The sequence below is a fragment of the Streptomyces jumonjinensis genome (assembly GCF_009600885.1).
GTDB classification, from domain to species: domain Bacteria; phylum Actinomycetota; class Actinomycetes; order Streptomycetales; family Streptomycetaceae; genus Streptomyces; species Streptomyces jumonjinensis.
Genome location: NZ_VCLA01000172.1, coordinates 16,588 through 35,581, shown reverse-complemented (window position 1 = coordinate 35,581; position 18,994 = coordinate 16,588). Strand labels below are relative to the sequence as shown.

At 73.4% G+C, this 18,994-nt stretch carries 13 protein-coding genes; 3 read left to right on the top strand and 10 right to left on the bottom strand.

Annotation, left to right across the window (positions count from 1 at the left end; all coding sequences use genetic code 11):
- Positions 1 to 6: 6 nt before the first annotated feature.
- The 3 genes from FF041_RS26355 to FF041_RS26345 all read right to left on the bottom strand — a co-directional run bounded on the left by FF041_RS26355 (position 7) and on the right by FF041_RS26345 (position 5,786).
- On the bottom strand, positions 7 to 1,800 hold the full coding sequence (locus FF041_RS26355; RefSeq protein ID WP_153525144.1) for an ABC transporter transmembrane domain-containing protein: 1,794 nt from the start codon (positions 1,798 to 1,800) through the stop codon (positions 7 to 9).
- A 173-nt stretch (positions 1,801 to 1,973) separates the two neighbouring features.
- Positions 1,974 to 3,422, bottom strand: coding sequence for a Gfo/Idh/MocA family protein (locus FF041_RS26350; protein WP_153525142.1), 1,449 nt, complete (start codon positions 3,420 to 3,422; stop codon positions 1,974 to 1,976).
- A gap of 159 nt (positions 3,423 to 3,581) precedes the next feature.
- On the bottom strand, positions 3,582 to 5,786 hold the full coding sequence (locus FF041_RS26345) for an MMPL family transporter (protein ID WP_153525140.1): 2,205 nt from the start codon (positions 5,784 to 5,786) through the stop codon (positions 3,582 to 3,584).
- 498 nt (positions 5,787 to 6,284) lie between these two features.
- On the opposite strand from FF041_RS26345, the gene FF041_RS26340 reads away from it, so the two are divergent.
- Both FF041_RS26340 and FF041_RS26335 read left to right on the top strand, forming a co-directional pair.
- The gene (locus tag FF041_RS26340; protein ID WP_323392758.1) at positions 6,285 to 6,749 is read left to right on the top strand and encodes an SRPBCC domain-containing protein; all 465 of its coding nucleotides are present in this window, start codon (positions 6,285 to 6,287) and stop codon (positions 6,747 to 6,749) included.
- Between the two features lie 91 nt (positions 6,750 to 6,840).
- Positions 6,841 to 8,103 (top strand): FAD-dependent oxidoreductase, encoded by a 1,263-nt coding sequence (locus tag FF041_RS26335; RefSeq protein WP_194292185.1) that lies wholly within the window; start codon positions 6,841 to 6,843, stop codon positions 8,101 to 8,103.
- Positions 8,104 to 8,186: 83 nt separating this feature from the next.
- On the opposite strand, the gene FF041_RS26330 is transcribed toward FF041_RS26335, so the two are convergent.
- From FF041_RS26330 to FF041_RS26300, 7 genes are all read right to left on the bottom strand, one after another.
- The gene (locus FF041_RS26330) at positions 8,187 to 9,413 is read right to left on the bottom strand and encodes a cytochrome P450 (RefSeq protein ID WP_153525138.1); all 1,227 of its coding nucleotides are present in this window, start codon (positions 9,411 to 9,413) and stop codon (positions 8,187 to 8,189) included.
- Positions 9,414 to 9,637: 224 nt separating this feature from the next.
- Complete coding sequence (locus tag FF041_RS26325) at positions 9,638 to 10,039, bottom strand: hypothetical protein (protein WP_153525136.1); 402 nt, start codon at positions 10,037 to 10,039, stop codon at positions 9,638 to 9,640.
- A gap of 307 nt (positions 10,040 to 10,346) precedes the next feature.
- A complete protein-coding gene (locus tag FF041_RS26320) occupies positions 10,347 to 11,393 on the bottom strand; it encodes a ketoacyl-ACP synthase III family protein (RefSeq protein ID WP_153525134.1) in 1,047 nt (348 codons plus the stop codon).
- A 78-nt stretch (positions 11,394 to 11,471) separates the two neighbouring features.
- On the bottom strand, positions 11,472 to 13,046 hold the full coding sequence (locus FF041_RS26315; RefSeq protein WP_153525132.1) for a phosphopantetheine-binding protein: 1,575 nt from the start codon (positions 13,044 to 13,046) through the stop codon (positions 11,472 to 11,474).
- Positions 13,036 to 14,628, bottom strand: coding sequence for a class I adenylate-forming enzyme family protein (locus FF041_RS26310; protein ID WP_153525130.1), 1,593 nt, complete (start codon positions 14,626 to 14,628; stop codon positions 13,036 to 13,038). Before FF041_RS26310 ends, FF041_RS26315 begins: the two co-directional genes overlap by 11 nt.
- Entirely contained in the window at positions 14,625 to 15,677 is a 1,053-nt protein-coding gene (locus FF041_RS26305; protein ID WP_153525128.1) for a ketoacyl-ACP synthase III family protein, read from the bottom strand. Before FF041_RS26305 ends, FF041_RS26310 begins: the two co-directional genes overlap by 4 nt.
- A 210-nt stretch (positions 15,678 to 15,887) precedes the next feature.
- Complete coding sequence (locus FF041_RS26300) at positions 15,888 to 17,132, bottom strand: MFS transporter (protein ID WP_153525127.1); 1,245 nt, start codon at positions 17,130 to 17,132, stop codon at positions 15,888 to 15,890.
- 183 nt (positions 17,133 to 17,315) lie between these two features.
- Between FF041_RS26300 and FF041_RS26295 the strand changes: the two genes are divergently transcribed.
- Complete coding sequence (locus FF041_RS26295; RefSeq protein ID WP_153525125.1) at positions 17,316 to 18,878, top strand: MFS transporter; 1,563 nt, start codon at positions 17,316 to 17,318, stop codon at positions 18,876 to 18,878.
- Positions 18,879 to 18,994 lie beyond the last annotated feature (116 nt).

Below are 18,994 nucleotides of genomic sequence, written 5' to 3'. Positions count from 1 at the left end.
GGGGGCTCATGCGGACTCCACCGGCTTCGCGAGCCCGCCGTCCGCCGTTCGCGGTCCGCTCTCGTCGCCGCTCTCCCGGGTGACGACGGCCCGGTAGCGGCCCTCGCTCCGCAGCAGTTCGCGGTGGGTGCCCACGGCCGCCACCGTCTCGCCGTCCATCAGCACCACCCGGTCCGCCAGCTCCAGCAGCAGCGGCGAGGAGGAGAGGACCACGGTGGTGCGCCCCTCGCGCAGCCGCTTGACGCCCGCCGCGATCCGCGACTCGGTGTGCGAGTCCACGGCCGAGGTCGGCTCGTCCAGCACCAGCACCCCGGGGTCGGTCACCAGCGAGCGGGCCAGCGCGAGCCGCTGGCGCTGGCCGCCGGAGAGCGAGCGGCCACGCTCGGTGATCCTGGTCTCCATCGGGTCGGCGTCCTGGTCGGCCGAGGCCCGCGCCAGCGCCTGGAGCACATCGCCGCACTGAGCCGCCTCCAGCGCGTCGGAGGCGGAGACCTCCCCGGAGGCGGGGACGTCGAGCAGCTCCCGCAGGGTGCCGGAGAGCAGCACCGGCTCCTTGTCCTGGACCAGCACGGCCGTACGCGCCGCGGTCAGCGGCAGTTCGTCCAGGGGCGCCCCGCCGAGCAGCACGGAGGGCCGGCCGCTGTCGGCCGGGTGCCCGCCGAGACGTTCGGCGAGCAGCCCCGCCGCGTCCGGGTCGCCGCAGACCACGGCCGTGAGCCGGCCGGCGGGGGCGAGCATCCCGGTCACCGGGTCGTACAGATCGCCGGTCGGGGCGGCGGTGTGCGCGGCGCCGGAGCCTGCGGTGTCGCGGCGCAGCGCCAGCACCCGGGCCGCGCGCTTGGCCGAGGGCTTGGAGTAGGAGTACGCCATCGCGATCTCCTCGAAGGTCCGCATCGGGTGGGCGGCGAGCAGGACCGCGCTGTAGACGGTGACCAGCTCGCCGACCGTCACCCGGCCGTCGAGGGCGAGATGCGCTCCGTACACCACCACCGTGAGCATCAGCGCGCCGGGCAGCAGTACCTGGATCGCGGAGATGAGGGACCACATGCTCGCGCTGTGCACGGAGGCGCGGCGCATCTCCTGCGAGGCCCTGCGGTAGCGGTCGAGGAAGAGCTCCTCGCCTCCGATGCCGCGGAGCACCCGCAGTCCGGCGACGGTGTCCGAGGCCAGTTCGGTGGCGATGCCGGCCTTGTCGCGCTGGATGTCCGCCCGGCGGGTGGCGACGGGCAGCAGCGGCAGCACGGCCAGGGCGATCAGGGGTATGCCGATCGCGACGACGGAGCCCAGCGTGGGCTCGTAGATCACCAGTCCGACGCAGACGGCGATCAGCGCGACGGCGGCGGCGAGGAACCGGGAGACCGCCTCCACGAACCAGCCGATCTTCTCCACGTCGCCGGTGGAGACCGCGACGACCTCGCCCGCCGCGACCCGCCGGGTCAGCAGCGAGCCGAGCTCCACGGTTCTGCGGGCGAGCAGCTGATGGACCCGGGCCGCGGCCGTGATCCAGTTGGTGATGGTGGAGCGGTGCAGCATGGTCTCGCCGAGGGCGATGACCGCCCCGAGCAGCATCAGCAGCCCCGCCGCGTACATCAGCCGGGTCCCCGAGCCGTCCACGGTCGCCTGGACCGCCATGCCCACCCCGAGCGGCAGGGCGGCCACGCCGAGCTGGCCGATCAGGCCCCACAGGAGCGAGTTGAACTGGCCGCTCAGCTGGTTGCGGCCGAGCCAGAGCAGAAACCGTGGGCCGGAGCGGACGTCTGGGTCACCTGGATCGGTATACGGAAGGTCGCGAATTTGCATGACGTCCCAGCGCGGTTCGAGGTCGGCACAAAGAGTGCAAGACTCGCTGTTCAGGGCCCGTCTTCGCAATTCGATATCGCGGGGCCCCCGTATATCACGCCAGGCGGCAGGAACGGTTCCGCCATGCCGGGAGGCCCGGTGCGGGCCCCCGATAGGGGCCCGCACACCTTTTCTCAGTCCGAAGGTTTGTCCGAATCCACACCTGTGCGGTCCTTGCGCCACTCACCGCGGGTGAAGTCGGGGATGGGCAGCGGCGTGCCCTTCGCCCTGATCGAGGCATGGCTCAGCGGCACCGGCGCCGTCCAGGTCGCCGCGTCGTACACATCGAAGTCCGGCACCAGACCCAGCCGCATGCACTGCATCAGCCGGAAGATCATGATGTAGTCCATCCCGCCATGGCCGCCCGGCGGATTGGCGTGCTCCTTCCACAGCCAGTGGTCCCAGTCGGCGTACTTCCCGAAGGCGCCCCACTGGTGGTCGGTGTGGTCGGGCTCCAGATAGATCCGCGCCGGGTAGTCCTCGAAGACGCCCTTGGTGCCGCCGAGGCTGTTGATCCGGCTGTAGGGATGCGGCGTGGACACATCGTGCTCCAGCCGGATGATCCGGCCCTTCGCCGTGCGGAGCATGCTGATCGTGCGGTCGGCCCCGATATACGTCTCCTTCCAGCTGGGGTCGCCCGGCGGCATATGGGCCTCGCGGTACTCGGCGAGCCCCAGCGCCGGGGTGCCGAAGCTGGCGATGGACACCACCCGGTCGCCCCGGTTGACGTCCAGGTAGTTGGCGACCGGGCCGAAGCCGTGGTTCGGATAGAGATCGCCGCGCAGCCGGGTGTGCCACTGCCGCCGCCAGGGGCCTTCGTAGTAGTCCGGGTCGAACATCAGCTCGCGCAGATCGTGGTTGTACGCCCCGGCCCCGTGCAGCAGCTCGCCGAAGAGGCCCGCGTGCGCCATCCGCAGCACCCGCATCTCGTTTCTGCCGTAACAGCAGTTCTCCAGCTGCATACAGTGCCGCCGGGTGCGCTCGGAGAGATCGACCAGGGCCCACAGCTCGTCCAGCCGCATCGCCACCGGGCACTCCACGCCGACGTGCTTGCCGTTCAGCATCGCGGCCTTCGCCATCGGGAAGTGGGACTCCCAGGGGGTCGCCACATAGACGAAGTCGAGATCGCCCCGCGCGCAGAGGTTCTCGTAGTCGTCCTCGCCCTTGGTGTACAGGGCGGGCGCGGGCTGACCCGAGGCTGTCACCCGGGCCGCCGCGCGCTCGGCCTTGGCCCGGACCGGGTCGCACAGGGCGATCACCCTGACCCCGGGCTGGGCGAGAAAGAGATCGATCATGCTGCCGCCGCGGTTGCCGAGACCGATGATCCCGACCCGTACCGTGCTGCGGCCCTCGAAGGGCACCCCGGCCATGGTGGCGCCGCCCTTGCGGGCGGGGGCCGCTCCGGCCGGTTCCCCCGTATTTCCGGCGGCCCCGGCGCTCTCCCCGGCTGCGGCGGGGCCGGTACCGAGGGCGCCGATCGCGAGGGAGGCGCCCGCCGCCCCCGCCGTGGTCCGCAGCACACGACGACGGCTCATCGAGCCGTCGTCGTCACTGCCGTGGTCCTGTGCTGCTGCGTCGTTCATCGAGCCTCCACGAGAGCTGATGGTGCGCGGCTGGTCATGATCCTTCGCCAAGGACCATCGTCGCCGGGGCGCGCGGTGCGCAAGAGCCCCGTTTGGACTCTCGCGCACCAACCCATGGACTCTCCTCGCCGCCGGGAGGCGCGACGGCCGAAGATGTTCCTAGGCCACCGGCTCCGGGGCCTTCTCGCGGGAGGCCGGTCCGCTGTCGGGTACGGGCACGGGGGCCGCCGCCTTCGAACGGTCCGGGAACACCGAGCGGTGGAGCCTGCGCAGCGGGGCCGGGGCCCACCAGTTGGCCGCGCCCAGCAGCGCCATCAGCGAGGGCACCAGCAGCGCCCGCACCAAGGTGGCGTCGATCAGGACGGCGAACGCCGCGCCGAGCCCCAGCTCCTGGATGAACACCAGTCTCGACGCGGCCAGCGCGCCCACCGGCACACAGAACAGCACCGCCGCCGAGGTCACGATCGAACCGGTGCGGGAGAGACCGTGGGCGACCGCCGCCCGCTCGTCCATCCCCAGCGCGCGCGCCTCCTTGATCCGGCTGAGCAGAAAGACGTTGTAGTCCGTGGAGAGCCCGAAGGCCAGCGCGAAGACCAGCAGCGGAGTGGTGGCCTCCAGACCGCTCTGGGCGGAGAAGCCGAGATTGCCGTCCTGGAAGACCCAGACCAGGAACCCGAACGCCGCACCGGTCGTGAGCGTGTTCATCACCAGCGCCATCAGCGGCAGCACGATCGCACCGGAGAAGGCGAAGAGCAGCAGCAGGGTGACCCCGGCCAGGATGCCGCCCGCCAGCGGCAGACTGTCGCCGATGCTCTCCCGCTGCGCCAGGAAGTCCGCCGTCATACCGGTGTGGTTCGCGGGATACGGCGCGGTCAGGTCCCGCACCTCCTCGACGGCGTCCAGCGCCCGGTCGTCCAGCGGACTGCCCGCGAGCACCGCGTCGATCTCCCAGTGCTTCCCGTCCAGTTCGAAGGGCGCGGCGACCGACTCCACCCCGGGCACCTTCCCGATCCGCTCCGCGAAGGAGTCGAGCCGGGCCCGGTCCTCGGCGCCGTCGGTGCGCAGCACGATCTGGAGGGGCGCGGTGGCCGGCTCCGCGAACTCCCGGTCCAGGACGGCGGCCACCCGGCCCGCGGTGGTCTCCTGCGGCAGCAGCGACGGGTCGACGCCGGTGAAGCGCACCCCCGCCAGCGGAGAGGCGATCAGCAGCAGCACACCCGTGGCGACCACGGCGAACATCCCGGGCCGGCGCATCACCGCCGACGCCATCCGGTGCCAGCGGCCCTCGGTGGCGGCGGAGGCACCGGCCGAGCGCTGCCAGCGGCGCGGCGCCAGCGCGTTGATCCGATGGCCGAGCACGGCGAGCAGCGCGGGCAGCCCCACCAGCGCGAAGAGCGCCGCCGACAGCACCGTGATGACGCCCGCGACGCCCATGGAGCGCAGATAGGGATGGGGGAAGGCGGTCAGCGCGGCCAGTGCGGCGGCCACCGTCAGAGCGCTGAACAGCACGGTGCGGCCCGCGGTGGCCACCGCCCGGCGAATCGCGTCGCCCCGGTCCCGGCCGGCGGCGACCTCCTCACGGAAGCGGGAGACGATCAGCAGCCCGAAGTCGATGGAGAGACCGAGACCCAGCGCGAAGGCCAGACTCATCGCCCCGGCGGACACCGTCATGAAGTCCGTCGTCAGCCGGAGGCCCGCCATGGTGAGCAGCAGCGAGACGATGCCGCCCAACAGCGGCACCAGGGCCGCCACCAGACCGCGGAAGACCAGGAAGAGCACGACCAGGACGATCGGGAAGGCGATCAGCTCGGCGTTGGACACATCCTCGTCGGAGATCTCGCCCACCTGGACGTGCCCGGGGGTGGCGCCGCCGAGCGAGGCGCTGTCCCGGAGCGCGGGATCCTCCGCGATGGCTTTCTGCAGGGCCTCCTCGGCCGCCACGGCCTGCTTGTCCGTGATGGGCCGCACCGCGCCCACCACCACCGTGCTGCGGCCGTCCCGGGAGATCAGCGCCGGGCCGCCGAGCTCCGACGAATAGTCGAACACCTCCTTGACCTCGGGCCGCGAGCGCAGCAGCTCGCCCGCCGCGGCGACCGCCTCGGGCGGAGCGGAGCCGGGCTCCACCCGCTCCCCGGTACGCACCAGCAGCACATAGCCCTGCTGGGAGTCGATGCCGGTGGCGCGGACGATGGTCTCGCGGGCGACGACATTGCCGCCGCCCGGATCGTCGTAGTCCGAGAGGCCGTTGGTGAGTTTCTCCGACACGCTGCCGCCGTAGGCGGTGGCCAGCACGGTGACCACAAGCGCCAATAACAGAACGGCGATCCGTCGGCGGTGGAGGGCCGAGCCCAGAGCGGAGAACATGGTGTCCTTCCTTCCGCCGGCCCCGCCGGGGAACGGGCGGACGCACGGGGAGGGTGGGGTGGGTGCGGATGGGCGCGTGGACGGCTCGCGCCGTAGGCCCGGCCAGCGGGCAGGGCGCGTACGGGCCGCGTAGCGTCCATCCTCGGGCCGGCCACTGGATTTCCGCTGAAGCGTCCGGGCCCCGAGGCTGCGCGGCGGCGCTGAAGGATCGCTAGAGCCGGCGCCCGGGGGAGCGGCGGGGGCCCCGGCGGCCCCGGTAGCGTCGCGACCCGGGGGCCGTGACCGCTCCGGCCCGGGAGGCCGTGCGCACACCGCCCCGGCGGGACTCCCCGCCGGGCCCGTGCGTCCACCGTCCCAGCCGGGGCCGCACCGCCCCAGCTGAAAGCCGCACCACCCCGGCCGAAGGCCCCACCACCCCGGCCGAAGGGCCCAGGACCCCAGGACCCCACCGCGCCGTTCCCGCCGGGACGCCCCCGGCGGGAACCGGAAGGACACCCCGTGCGACTCGTGCGACTGATCACCTCCACCGTCCAGATCCACGCCTCCCCCGCCCAGGTGTGGGAGACCCTCACCGACTTCGACCGGTTCCGCGAATGGAACCCCTTCCTCGTGTCGGCCGCCGGCCGGGCCGAGCCCGGCGCCCGGCTCACCCTGCGGATGCGGCTGCCCGGCAGCGGCCGGGAGACCGTCTTCACGCCGACCGTCCTCGTCAGCGACCCCGGCCGGCTGCTGCGCTGGCGCGGCCGGCTCGGCGTACCGGGCCTCTTCGACGGAGTGCACAGCTTCGAGCTGACCCCCCGGGACGGCGGCACCCGGGTACTCCAGAGCGAACGCTTCAGCGGAGCGCTGGTCCCGTTCGCCGGTGCGCTCCTCACCCCGTCCGAGCGCGGCTTCGCCGAACTCACCGACGCCCTGCGGGCCCGGGTGGAAGCGCGGAACGCCCCCGCCGCGAAGGCGGACTGACCCCGCCCCGGGCACGCTGCCTGCAAGGAGAGCTTTAGGAGCCGGCCGGAGGATCGACCGACCATGACTCCGCTGGAGAGGCAGCAAAACGATGACAGCAGAGCTGACCGCACAGGTGTGCGTGGTCGGGGGAGGACCGGCCGGGCTCACGCTCGCCATGGAGCTGGCCAAACGCTCCGTCTCGGTGGTGGTCCTGGAGCAGAGCGGGCACTTCAACAGGTCGTTCCGCGGCGAGTCGGTCTCCCCCGACTCGGTGTGGCTGCTCGACCGGCTCGGACTCCTCGACCGCCTCGACGGGGCGTACGCCCAGATGCACCACATGGAGATCACCGACGGCGGCGGCACGGTGCTGCGCGCCGACTTCTCCGACTTCGCCTATCCGCACCCCTATCCGGTGGAGCTGCCCCAGCCCGCCCTCCTCACCGCCCTCGCCGAGGCCGCGGGCGAGCACCCGGGATTCACCCTGCGCCAGTCGGCCACCGCCGTCGGCCTGCTCCGCGAGGACGGCGACAGCGGCCCGGTGACCGGGGTGCGCGCCCGTACCCCCGAGGGCGAGATCACCGTACGGGCCCGGCTGACCGTTGCCGCCGACGGACGGTTCAGCAAGATCCGCGAGATGTCCGGGCTGCCGTACGAGAAACTGCCGCTGGACCGGGACGTCATCTGGCTGCGGCTGCCCTTCCCCGCCGAGTGGGACGGCAACACCTACCGCATCCGCATCCGCGGCGGTGAACACGGACTGTTCATCCCCACCCACCCCGACAGCGTCCGGGTGGGGCTGAACATCCCCAAGGGCGGACTGCGCGAGCTGCGCGCCCAGGGCCTGTCCGCGCTCCACGAGCGCATCGACCGGCTCGCCCCCGAACTCTCCGGCGCCGTACGGGAGACGGTCACCAGCTGGTCGGACACCTCCATGCTGGACATCTTCACCACCGTGGTGCCGGACTGGTCCATGCCCGGCCTGGTGCTCATCGGCGACGCCGCGCACACCCTGACCCCGATCCTGGGGCAGGGCGTCAACCACGCCGTCATCGACGCGGTCACCCTCGCACCGCTGGTGGGAACCGCGCTGTCCGGCGGCGGGGACACCGCCGAACTGCTGCGGGCCGGCCAGGAGTTCCAGCGGGTACGTGAGGAGTCGGTACGCCTCTCCCGCGCGCTCCAGCTCCGCCAGGAACGCCTCTTCGCTCTCGACGGGCGGTGGGGCGGCGCCTTCCGCCGCGCCCTGTACCGGGTGGTGAACAGCAGCCACACCCTCCAGCGACGGGTACTGGCCAGGGCCTACTTCCAGGTCCAGCGGCCGGGCCCGGTCGTCGCCCGCAAGGTGGTGCACCAGAGCGCGCCGCGCGCCTGACCGCCGCGCCGCACCCCGCGCAGACCGCTGCCCGGGTCCCCGCCGAAGGGGCCCCGGGCAGCGCCGTGTTCACCGGCGGCGCCTCACCAGGCGACGGGCAGCCGGCTCAGCGCGTGCACCATCATCCCGGTGGTCATGGAGAGATCGCCGACCTCGCCCGCCAGACTCAGCCGGGGGAAGCGCCGGATCAGCGAGGAGAGGGCTATCTGGAGCTCGGCCCGGGCGAGGGCCGCGCCCAGGCAGAAATGCGCGCCATGGCCGAACGCCAGATGGGAGGAGGCGGACGGCCTCGACGGATCGAAGGCGCCGGTCGCCGCACCGAAGCGGCCCGCGTCCTGATTGGCCGAGCAGACCGCCGCGATCACACCGCTGCCCCGGGGGATGACGGTGTCCGCGATCTCCACATCCTCCAGGGTGATCCGGAACGGACCTCCGTCGCCGATGGGGTTGAGCCGCAGCAACTCCTCCACCACGTGGTCGATCGTCTCGGGCCGCTCCCGCAGCGCGGCCAGATACTCGGGGTGCCGCAACAGGGTCAGCACACAGGTGCCGATCATGCTGACGGTGGTCTCGTGCCCGGCCACCAGCAGCGTGATGCCCCTGGTGATCAGCTCGATCTCGCTGAGCCGTTCGCCGTCCTCGTCGTGCACGGAGACCAGCGCGCCCATGAGGTCGTCCGTGGGCTCCTTCCGCTTGCGCTCCACCAGCTCGCCCAGATACTGCACCATCGACATCCGCTGCTCCATCACCTCCTCGGGGGTGTGCGAGGTGAGCGAGACGAAGGCGTCGGACCAGCCGCGGAAGCGATCACGGTCCTCGAAGGGCACGCCGAGCAGCTCGCAGATGACCATCACCGGGAGCGGGAACGCGAAGACCGGATTGAGGTCGACGGGCGGGGAGAGCCGCTCCATGCCGTCCAGCAGCTCGTCCGTCATCTCCTGGATACGGGGCCGCAGATTCTGCACCCGGCGCGCGGTGAACTCACGGGAGACCAGCTTGCGCAGCCGGGTGTGCTCGGGCGGGTCCATGGTGAACAGGCTGCCGCCCATGGGCGGGGCCGCGGTCAGCCGGGGCGCCCCCTCGTCGAGCATCGCCGCCCGGCTGAACCGGAGATCGCTCAGCACGGTGCGGACGTCGTCGTACCGGCTCACCACATAACCGTCGTCGCCGCTGGGCAGCCGGACCTTGGCCACGGGGCATTCGCCGCGCAGCTTCTCGTAGACGGGCGGCACCTCCACCGCCGAGGGACGCGGGAAGGGATACCGCAGGCCGGTCTCGGGCTCGGCCGGGTGCGGAGAGGCGGTGTCCATCGAGAGCCTCCAGGGCTTCGGATCGGTCGGTGCTTCGCAGGGTCAGCCCGAGGGTCCCAGCGACCGCTTGCGCGCCGATAAAGACCGGCTGGCGCCGATGGCCCTCGCGTCGGGCCGACGCGACCCGGCCCTGTGCACCGGCGTACGGCAGCGGGCCCGCGGCCCCAGGGGGAGGGGCCGCGGGCCCGCTGCCGTACCGCTCGGACACCCCGGGGCGCCGGCCCTCAGCGCTGTCCGCCGTCCGCCGCGCGGAGCCCGAACCCCAGCGCCCGGGACAGCGCGATGGCGGTGAGCCAGGACATCCCGAAGGTGAAGGGGGCCGCGATGTCCTCCGGGGCGTCGCCCAGGAACGAGAAGACCACCATGACGGCGAAGGGGATCAGCGGACGGTTGAGCAGATTGTGCGCGGGCACCGCGCGCGGGGGCAGCAGCCCCGGCCCGCGCCGCCCGGCCAGCGTGGGCAGCAGCGGAAGAGCGGCGCCGAGGGCGGCGGCCGGGATCACCCAGCCGGTGTGCTTCACCACCTCGAAGACGTCCCAGGCCAGCAGCAGCACGCCCAGCGTGCCCCACGCGAAGCGCACCGGCCCCGGCGTCGAACTCCGCCGCGTCCCGGTGGGTTCGGTCATCACCACGTAGATCTCCTCACATGCGAGGCGTTCGGACGGGCCGGCCCACCCGGCCGCGGAACCGAAGCCGTCGGGCAGCGCAGTATGCGCGGGTCCACTGGAGCACCGCTGAAGCCGCAGACGGCGGGCCGGGCCCCGGGGAGCCGCCGGGCGAGGAGCTCCCGCGGTCCCGCGGAGCGCGGCTGAGGCCACGGACGGCGGGCAGGGCCGGGCCCCGGGAGCCGCCGGACCGCCGCGGACCGGCGAGGAGCTCCCACGGGTCTACGGAGCGCCGCGGAGCTCCCACGGGTACGCGAAGCCCGCCCGCTCACTCCCCGGCGCCGGGCGGCGCACCCCACTCCGGGGCCCGGACCATCTCCACCACCGCGCAGGTGCAGCTGAACCCGGAGCCGCCGCCCACGAAGAGCACCCGGTCCCCGGCTCCCAACTCCCCCCGCTCCAGCAGATCGTTGAACCCGGCGATCTGGTCCCCGGCCCCCAGATGCCCCACCCGGCGGGCGAAATCCCAGGTCGACCGCTCCACCGGAATGCCCAGCAACTGCGGCAGCTGCCACTCCAGCCTGCCGCGCCCGCTCGCCAGGGCCACCACCCGGTCGATCTCGCCCCTGGTGACGCCCGCGTCCGCCAGCACGGTGTCCACCACCGAGGTCACCACCGCCGCCACCCGCTCGGTCGCCTCCCGGACACTGCCCCGGGAGCGCACATAGTGCCCCACCCTGCCCAGCAGATCCAGCGGCTCCGCCGAGGGCAGCGGCCGTAGCCCAGGACCCCGGACCACCGCCTCCAGCGAGTTGTCCGCCCCGGTCGCCGTGGACACCAGCCGGGCGAAACCGCCCCGGCCGGAGAGCAGCAGCGCCGTGCCCCCGTCCCCGTACACAAAGCCCGGCTCGCTGCTCCACCGCTCGACCAGCGGCACGCCGAACCGGTCCCCGGTGGTCACCATCGCCGCACCGGCCCCCGGCCGCCCGCTCACCTGGCGGGCCGCGAGCTCCAGCGCGCCGAGCCCGCCGTTGCACTCCTGGTCGAGACCGATGGCCGGCACGCCCCGCCCCAGGGCGTGGCCCGCCACATAGGAGGCGGCGGGCCACATCTCCACACCCTGGAACCAGATACCGCTGTGGATCAGCAGATCCACCTCCGACCCGTCGAGCCCCGACCGCTTCAGCGCGGTCGTCGCCGCGTGGACCGCCATGTCCGGAGGCGCCATGGACTCATCGGCCACCGAGACGGAGACGATCTCGTCCGCCGCGTACTGCTCCGCGTCGTACCGGCCCGACTCCATGGCCGCGCGGGCGGATTCCGGTCCGCCCAGCCACACCCCGGTGCCCGCGACATACACACCTTCCCACCGCATGAGAACTCCCTTCTCGACACCGGCCGACGGGTCGCCGGCCGTCTTGCCTCTCCGGGGCCGGGCGCCGGCCCGGTCCCGTCAGGCGGGGCCGACGGTCTGCTCCCGCAGGGCCGACACCACCCGCCAGAGCGAGGCGGGGGTGGCGAAGGTCGCGGCCACCAGGTCCGCGTCGGGGATCGCGATGGAGTACTCCGACTCCACCCGCACCAGCACCTCGACCATGGCGAGCGAGTCGAGCCCCGCGGCCTTCAGACTGCTGTCGGGGCGGAGCGGCCCCTTGGCGGAGAGCCGGGGCAGCACCTCGTGCAGCAGGGATTCATACGCCTCGTCCCAGGCCGGAGCCGTGGCGTCGGGGGCGGTCGCCGTGGCGGCGGTGGTCTCGGTCATGGGGTTCGCGTCCTTCGCACGGAGGCCGTCGAACGGTTCGACGGCATGGCGGGTCAGCGCCAGTCGGGTGGCGGATACGGTCTCGCCGCCGTCCACCAGGACTTCGGCGGGCGCGGGATGGCCCAGGAAGCCGAGCAGGCTCGCCGAGAGCCCGTACGCGCCCACATTGGGGAACACCAGCAGATCCCCCGAGCGCACCCCCGGCAGCCGGGCGGCGCGGGCCAGCACATCGGCCGGGGTGCACAGCGGCCCGGCGAGGGTCACCGACCCCTCGTCCGGGGCGTCGACGGCATGCTCCGGGCCGGGCTCCAGCGGCTGCGCGGAGAGCGGCAGCAGCCGCCCCAGGCCGGAGAGCCCGCCCAGATGGTTGATCCCGGAGTCGAGGACCGCGTAGTCCTTCCCCCGGCTGTGCTTCACATCGGTGACGGCGGTCACCAGCCGGCCGCTGTCGCCGACCAGATAGCGCCCGGACTCGAAGGCGACCACGGGCTCCCCGTCGCGCCAGCCGGGCAGATTCTCGTCGAGCACGGCGGCCAGCGCCGTCCGCAGCTCCCGGTAGACCGGGCGTTCGCCGGGGGTGGCGTACGGCGCGGCGAAGCCCCCGCCGAGGTCCAGCAGATGCAGGGGAACGCCGAGTTCGTCACGGAGCTCGGCGGCCGTGCGCACGCTCTGCGCCAGCTCGGCCCGGAGCCCCTCCTCGTCCCGGGCGTTGGTCAGCGGGAAGAAGTGCATCCCCACGATCCGGGTGCCCCGCGCCAGCAGCCGGGCCCGTTCGCCGCGCAGCCCGTCGAGATCGAACCCGAACTGGGAGGGAGCTCCGGTCATCCGCAGCCCCGCCTGGCCCGGAGCGCCCGCCGCGTTGATCCGCAGCACACAGTCGGCGGTGACGCCCTGTGCCACGGCGGCCTCGCCGATCCGCTCCAGATCGCCGAAGGACTCGGCGGAGAAGGTACGCATACCGGCCGAGATCGCCTCGTCCAGCTCGGCCCGGACCTTCCCGGGGCCCGAGTACATCAGCTCGGCCGCCGGATGGCCCGCCGCCAGCGCGGCGGCCAGCTCCCCGCGCGAGGTCACCTCGGCGCGCGCCCCGCCCCGGCGCAGCTCGGCCACCAGACCGGGGTGCGGATTGGCCTTGAGCGAGTAGTAGACCCGGCTGGGCTGGGGCAGGGCCGCCCGCAGATCCTCCAGCGCGGTCCGCACCCGGGCCAGGTCGTAGACGTAGAGCGGGGTGCCGTACCGCTCGGCGAGTTCTCGGTCAGTCGCCATCGCTGTCCTCCACGAGCCGCCTGCGCAACTCCTTGCGGTCGGTCTTGCCGTTGGGCGTCAGCGGGAGGGCGTCCAGGACCCGGCACACATCCGGCACCTTGGCCGCCTCAAGACGGTCGCCGAGGCGTGCCAGCACCTGTTCGCCGGTCAGCCCCGGGCGTTCGCCGACGACGAAGAGCACCATGTCGCGGTCCTCCTCGGGCACCAGCAGCGCCGCCTCCCGTACCCCGTCGATGTCCAGCGTCGCCGCCTCGATCTCGACGGAGCTCATCCGCGCCCCGCGCCGTTTGAACAGATCGTCCCGACGGCCCTGGAAGTAGACATGGCCGTCGTCGTCCAGCCAGCCGTAGTCGCCGGTGTGCAGGGTGACCGCACCGCTCGCCGGGTCGCGGCGGAAACGGAGCGCGGTCGGCTCCGGGGCCCGCCAGTAACCCGCCATCACATGCGGTCCGCGCACCGCGATCTCGCCGATCTCACGCGGCGGCAGCGGCCGGCCGTCGTCGTCCAGGACCAGCACCTCGGTGCCCGGCAGCGCGGGCCCGACCGACCCGGGCCTGGCGAGATCGCCGTCCGGCTCCAGCACGGTGATCCGCTTGCACTCGGTGGTGCCGTACATGGGCGCCACGGCCGCGCCGGGGAACGCCTCCCGGAGCGAGGCGATCAGCGGGGCGTTGAGCGCGGCCCCGGTGTTGGTGAAGAGCCGGATCCGGGTGGGTCTGCGGTCGCGCGAGGTCAGCCGGACCAGCAGTTCGCCCAGCGAGGGCACCAGCGGGACGACGCTCGCCCCGTGGTCGCGGGCGAAGCCCAGCAGCCGGGGGTGGTCGGCCGGTCCCGACAGCAGCAGTTCGGCTCCGGCCAGCGCCGTGAGCAGGATCTGGTAGAGGCCGTAGTCGAAGGAGAGCGGTACGGCGGTGAGCACCACGTCGTCCGGCGTGTAGTTCAGCCGGGCCGCGATGGCCCGGGCCGCGAACACCACCGGGCCGTGCGGACAGGCCACCGCCTTGGGCGCGGAGGTGCTGCCCGAGGTGTAGATCAGCAGGGCGAGCCGGTCGGCCGGCACCGTGCGCTCCGTACGCGCCGCCGGGTCCACCGGGCCCGCCGTCGTCAGATCCAGGTCTCCCACCACGGCGACCGGGACCCCGGACGGCCAGAACAGCCCGTCGGCCCCGGTGCGCTCCGGCTCCTCCACCACGATCAGCGACGGAGCGGAGTCGGCGAGCACCGCCTTGAGGTGGAACGCCTTCATCCCGGGGTTGACCGGGACCAGGACCGCGCCCCGCCGCCAGGTCCCGTACAGCAGCGCGGTGAACTCCCGGACGCTGCCGACCCGGGCCAGCACCCGGTCGCCGGGGGCGACGCCGTAGCCGTCGAGGATCCGGGCGAACGCGTCGGCCGCGGCGTCGAGTTCGGCGTACGTCCACACTCCGTAGCGGTCCCGTACGGCCGGGGCGGCGGGCCTGCGGGCGGCGGCGGCCGTCAGAAACACCTCGGCCGCGTTGTCGACCCGAGGGGCGGTCCCGGTGCCCACGGCGTCGTCGATCAGCGCGGTGGCGGGGAAGGCGCCGAACACGGTGGCCGTCATGACCGCGCCTCCCGCCGCGCCGGGGCGGCCCAGCCGGGGGCGCCGGTGATCTCCAGTACGGCGCAGCTGGCCGCGCCGGGACCGGCGGAGAGCATCAGCACCCGGTCGCCGGGGCGCAGCGCGCCCCGCTCGGCGAGGTCGTTGAACGCGGCGAACTGGTCGCCCGCGCCCAGATGTCCGGTGCGGCTGCCGAACTCCCAGGTGGTGCGGGAACCCGGCACCCCCAGCAGCTGCTCCGCCTGCCGGCGCATCTTGTCCTGGCCGCCGGTGGGGACGACGGCCCAGGCGATGGCGGACGGGTCGGTCGCGGCGTCGGTGAGGGCGTCGTCGACGACCCCCTTCACCATGGCGACCAGCCGGTCGGCGGCCTCGCGGATGCCGCCGCCCCGGGACTGGAGATGGTGGGCGAACCGGGCGGCGTGGTCATAGGGCTCACCGGTGGGCAGCGGGGACAGCCCCGCGCCCCGGGCCAGGGACTCCATCCGGTTGTCGGCGCGGGTCGCGGTCGACAGCACCCGGGCGAAGCCGCCCTGGTTGGAGAGGACCAGCGCGGTGCCGCCGTCGCCGTAGACCAGCCCGGCCTCCGCGCTCCAGCGGTTGATCAGCGGTTCGGCGAACCGGTCGCCGGTGGTCAGGACGGCCGACGCCGCGCCGGTCTCGCAGTTCAGATGGCGGGCGGCCAGCTCCAGCGCCCCCACCGCCGCGTTGCACTCCTGCTTGACCTCGAAGGCGGGCACCGACCAGTGCACGGCGTGATCGGCGACATAGGACGCCACCGGCCACATGGTCTGGCCCTGGAACCAGACATAGCTGTGCAGCAGCAGCCGTACGGTCCGGGGGTCGAGCCCCGACCGCTTGAGCGCGGTGGTGGCCGCGTGGACGGCCATGTCGGGCGGTGTGACCTCCTCGCCGGCGACGCTGACGGAGACCAGGCCGTCGGCCTCGAAGTGCGCCTGGTCGTACACACCCGCCTCCACGGCGGCGCGGGCGGGATACGGCTCGGGGAGCCAGGCACCCGTTCCCGCCACGTAAACGCTTTCCCAGCGCATGGTTCTCCCATCGTCAGTGGGCTGTCCCCGGACACCGCCGCGCGTGCGGCACGCGACGGGTCTTCGGGATGTGCCCTCGCGGGGATCGTCCGCGCCGGTGCTATGGCCCGGCTAAAAGGCGAGGCGACGGACACGGGAAGCGGCCGGGGCGGACCGCTCGGCACTGCACAGAGGCCGCCCGGGGCCCGTACATACGGGCCCCGGGCGGTGTCAGCGGATCACGGTGGGTTCTGGTTCCGGCTCCGGATCGGGCTCGGTCTCCGGCCCCGAGGCGGGGGCCCGGGCGCCCACACCCTCCAGGGAGCGCGCCACCCACACCACCGAGAGCACGAGCACCAGCGGCACACACATCGCCGCCCGGTACGACACCGCGGCCCCGACCGCCCCGATCAGCGGCGGCCCGGCCAGAAAGCCCACGTAGTTGAAGAGGTTGACCCGCGCCACAGCCGTGTCCGGCGCCCCCGGCAGACTCCGCGCGGCGAGGGTGAAGAGCTGAGGGATCATCACCGAGAGACCCGCTCCCAGCACACCGAAACCGAACACCCCCGCCCATGGCCCCGGGGCGGACGCCACCAGCGCGAACCCGGCGGCGGCCAGCAGCGCGCCCGCCCGGATCACCGCCGCCGCGCCCCACCGCCGTACCCAGCGGTCCCCGAAACCGCGGCCCGCCAGGGTCGCCGCCATGTAGAGGCCGTACGGCAGCGTGGCCAGCGCCTGTGAACCGCCCAGCGTGTCCGACAGGAACTTGGCGCTCCAGTTCGTCGCGGTGGAGTCGGCGACCACGGCCACACCCATGATCAGACAGAGCGGCAGCAGCGGCTTCCAGGGAGTGCCGCGCCCCTGGCCCGCCCCGGCGGGCGGACCCGTCCGCCCGTCCGGTTCCGGCTTGTCGGTCACCCGGCTCAGCCGGGCGCCGGCCGCCGCCGCGACCGGCAGCAGCACCAGCACGGCCGCCGAGTACAGCGCGGCCAGCGAGAATCCCCGGTCGGCTCCAGCCCAGGCCAGGGCTGCGCCCGTGATTCCGCCGAGCCCGGCGGCGGCGTGGAAGCGCAGCATGATGCTGTGCCCGTAAGCGCGCTCGATGCCCACCGCGGTCATGTTGAGCGTTGCTTCGAGCGCGCCCACCAGCAGCCCGAAGACCGCGAGACAGACCGCGAGTTGCCATACCGCGCGGCCCGCCCCCACGCCCACCAGCGTCAGACAGATCACCGGCTGGAGCACCCGCACCGCGGTGGGCGCCGATATCCGGCGCACCAGCCGGGAAGCGGTGAGACTTCCCGCCCCCGCGAGCAGCGGCACCGCCGCGAGAACGAGCGGGAGCACGCTGTCGCTGAGGCCGTACCGGTCCTGGACCGCGGGAATCCGGGTGACCAGCAGGGCGAAGACCGCTCCATGGACGATGAAGACCAGCGATAGCGCCGAGCGTGCCTGCCGCAGCCGTGCCGGAACCTCCATGGCGCCCCCTTAGTGTCGGGCTCCCCCTCGGGCGGGAGCCGCGTCGGCGCGACGGTAGGGAACGGCCCTGAAGCCCCGCTTGAGCCATGCGGCCCCGGACGCCCCTCCGTGCAAGCCCCCCTTCAGCGCCCGCCCCGAGGCTGGTGAGGCCCAGCCTGTCCCGGAACGACGGAGGACCGACAGATGCACAGGACCGGTACGGACGGCACCGGCGATCCCCGGCGCTGGTGGATACTCGGCGTGCTCTCGCTCGCGCTGTTCGCGATCGTGCTCAACAACGGCCTGCTCAATGTAGCGATCCCCGGGATGATGCGGAGTCTGGACGCCGACATCGGCCAGGTGCAGTTCATCGTGGACAGCTATGCGCTCGCCCTCGCGGGGGCGCTGCTGACCGCGGGGACGCTCTCCGACCGGTACGGCCACAAGCGCGCCGCGCTCACCGGCACGGCCGTCTTCGGCGCGGGCTCGCTGGTCGCCCTGATCGCGGACGGCACGGGCCAGTTGATCGCGGCACGGGCCCTGATGGGGCTGGGAGCCGCCTTCATCATGCCCGGCACCCTCGCCGTGCTGGTCCATGTCTTCCCGCCGGCCGAGCGAGCGCGGGCGATCGGGATCTGGAGCGGGGCGTCCGCGCTGGGCGTCGCCGCGGGACCGGTCGTCGGAGGCTTTCTCGTGGGCCACTTCTGGTGGGGGTCGATCTTTCTGGTGAATCTCGTGCCGGTGGCCGTGGTGCTGATCGCCGGGGCGCTGCTGCTGCCGGAGTCCGCCGCCGCGAAGCCGCGCCGCGCCGACCCGGTGGGCGCGCTGCTGGGCACCGCCGCCATGGTGGGGCTGGTCTTCGGCACGATCCAGGGGGCGAAGCACGGCTGGACCTCGGCGGCGCCGATGACGGGGTTCGCCGTCGCCGCCGCCGGGGGCGTCGCCTTCGTGCTGTGGGAGCGGGCGCACCCCAGCCCGATGGCAGATTTCGCGCTGCTGCGCCGGGCTCCGTTCATCGGGGCGAGCGTGAGCATTCTGCTGCTGATGTTCGGTCTGGCGGGCACCCTCTTCGTGCTCACCCAGCGCTTGCAGTTCTCCCTGGGGTACGGGCCGTTGAAGGCCGGACTCGCGGTGATGCCGGTGGCGTTCGCGGTTCTGCTGGGCACGCTGCTCTGCCCCGTGCTGGGGCGGCGGGCCGGGCCGCGGGGATGTGTGACCGCGGGGCTCGCCATCGGAGCGGTGGGCATCCTCGTCGTCGGACTGGCGGACCGCGGATATCCGCCGGTGCTGGCAGGGCTGTTGCTGGCGGGCGCGGGCATCGGACTGGCGATCGGGCCGACCACGGACGTGGTGATGTCGCTGGTGCCGCCGGAGCGCTCCGGGGCGACCGGATCGCTCGATATGACCATGCAGGAGCTCGGCAACGCGCTCGGGGTCGCCGTGGTCGGCAGCGCGCTCGCCCAGAGCTATACCGCCCAGGCCGGCGCGGCGGGGCTGCCGGACGCCGCTGCCCGCACCCTGGACGGCGCGCTGCGGATCGCCGAGAACGCGGGCGGGGCCGCCGGTCAGGAACTGGCCCGGACCGCGCGGGACGCGTTCGGCCATGCCGCCGGGATCAGTCTGGGCGTGGCGGCGGCCGTGGTGGCGTGCGGAGCGGTGATCGCCGCTCTGCTGATACCGGGCCGTAGGGAGGACACCGACGCCGTGGACGACACCGGCCCGGCGGTAGCGCCGGCCGGACAACCGGTTCCCGCGCGGCACAGTTGACGGACGGCGGGAGGGTGCCGCACGACCCGGCACACGGTCCGGGCGGGGCGTTCGAATCTCATGGGAGAGGTCCGCGCTGCCCGCCCACCCGGGACAGGCGGGCGGTTTCGACTTGC

Coding starts and splice junctions, on each gene's coding strand:
- FF041_RS26335 (WP_194292185.1), top strand. CDS start 6,841: ATGACAGCAGAGCTGACCGCACAGGTGTGCGTGGTCGGGGGAGGACCG.
- FF041_RS26345 (WP_153525140.1), bottom strand. CDS start 5,786: ATGTTCTCCGCTCTGGGCTCGGCCCTCCACCGCCGACGGATCGCCGTT.
- FF041_RS26300 (WP_153525127.1), bottom strand. CDS start 17,132: ATGGAGGTTCCGGCACGGCTGCGGCAGGCACGCTCGGCGCTATCGCTG.
- FF041_RS26305 (WP_153525128.1), bottom strand. CDS start 15,677: ATGCGCTGGGAAAGCGTTTACGTGGCGGGAACGGGTGCCTGGCTCCCC.
- FF041_RS26355 (WP_153525144.1), bottom strand. CDS start 1,800: ATGCAAATTCGCGACCTTCCGTATACCGATCCAGGTGACCCAGACGTC.
- FF041_RS26350 (WP_153525142.1), bottom strand. CDS start 3,422: ATGAACGACGCAGCAGCACAGGACCACGGCAGTGACGACGACGGCTCG.
- FF041_RS26310 (WP_153525130.1), bottom strand. CDS start 14,628: ATGACGGCCACCGTGTTCGGCGCCTTCCCCGCCACCGCGCTGATCGAC.
- FF041_RS26295 (WP_153525125.1), top strand. CDS start 17,316: ATGCACAGGACCGGTACGGACGGCACCGGCGATCCCCGGCGCTGGTGG.
- FF041_RS26320 (WP_153525134.1), bottom strand. CDS start 11,393: ATGCGGTGGGAAGGTGTGTATGTCGCGGGCACCGGGGTGTGGCTGGGC.
- FF041_RS26330 (WP_153525138.1), bottom strand. CDS start 9,413: ATGGACACCGCCTCTCCGCACCCGGCCGAGCCCGAGACCGGCCTGCGG.
- FF041_RS26325 (WP_153525136.1), bottom strand. CDS start 10,039: ATGACCGAACCCACCGGGACGCGGCGGAGTTCGACGCCGGGGCCGGTG.
- FF041_RS26315 (WP_153525132.1), bottom strand. CDS start 13,046: ATGGCGACTGACCGAGAACTCGCCGAGCGGTACGGCACCCCGCTCTAC.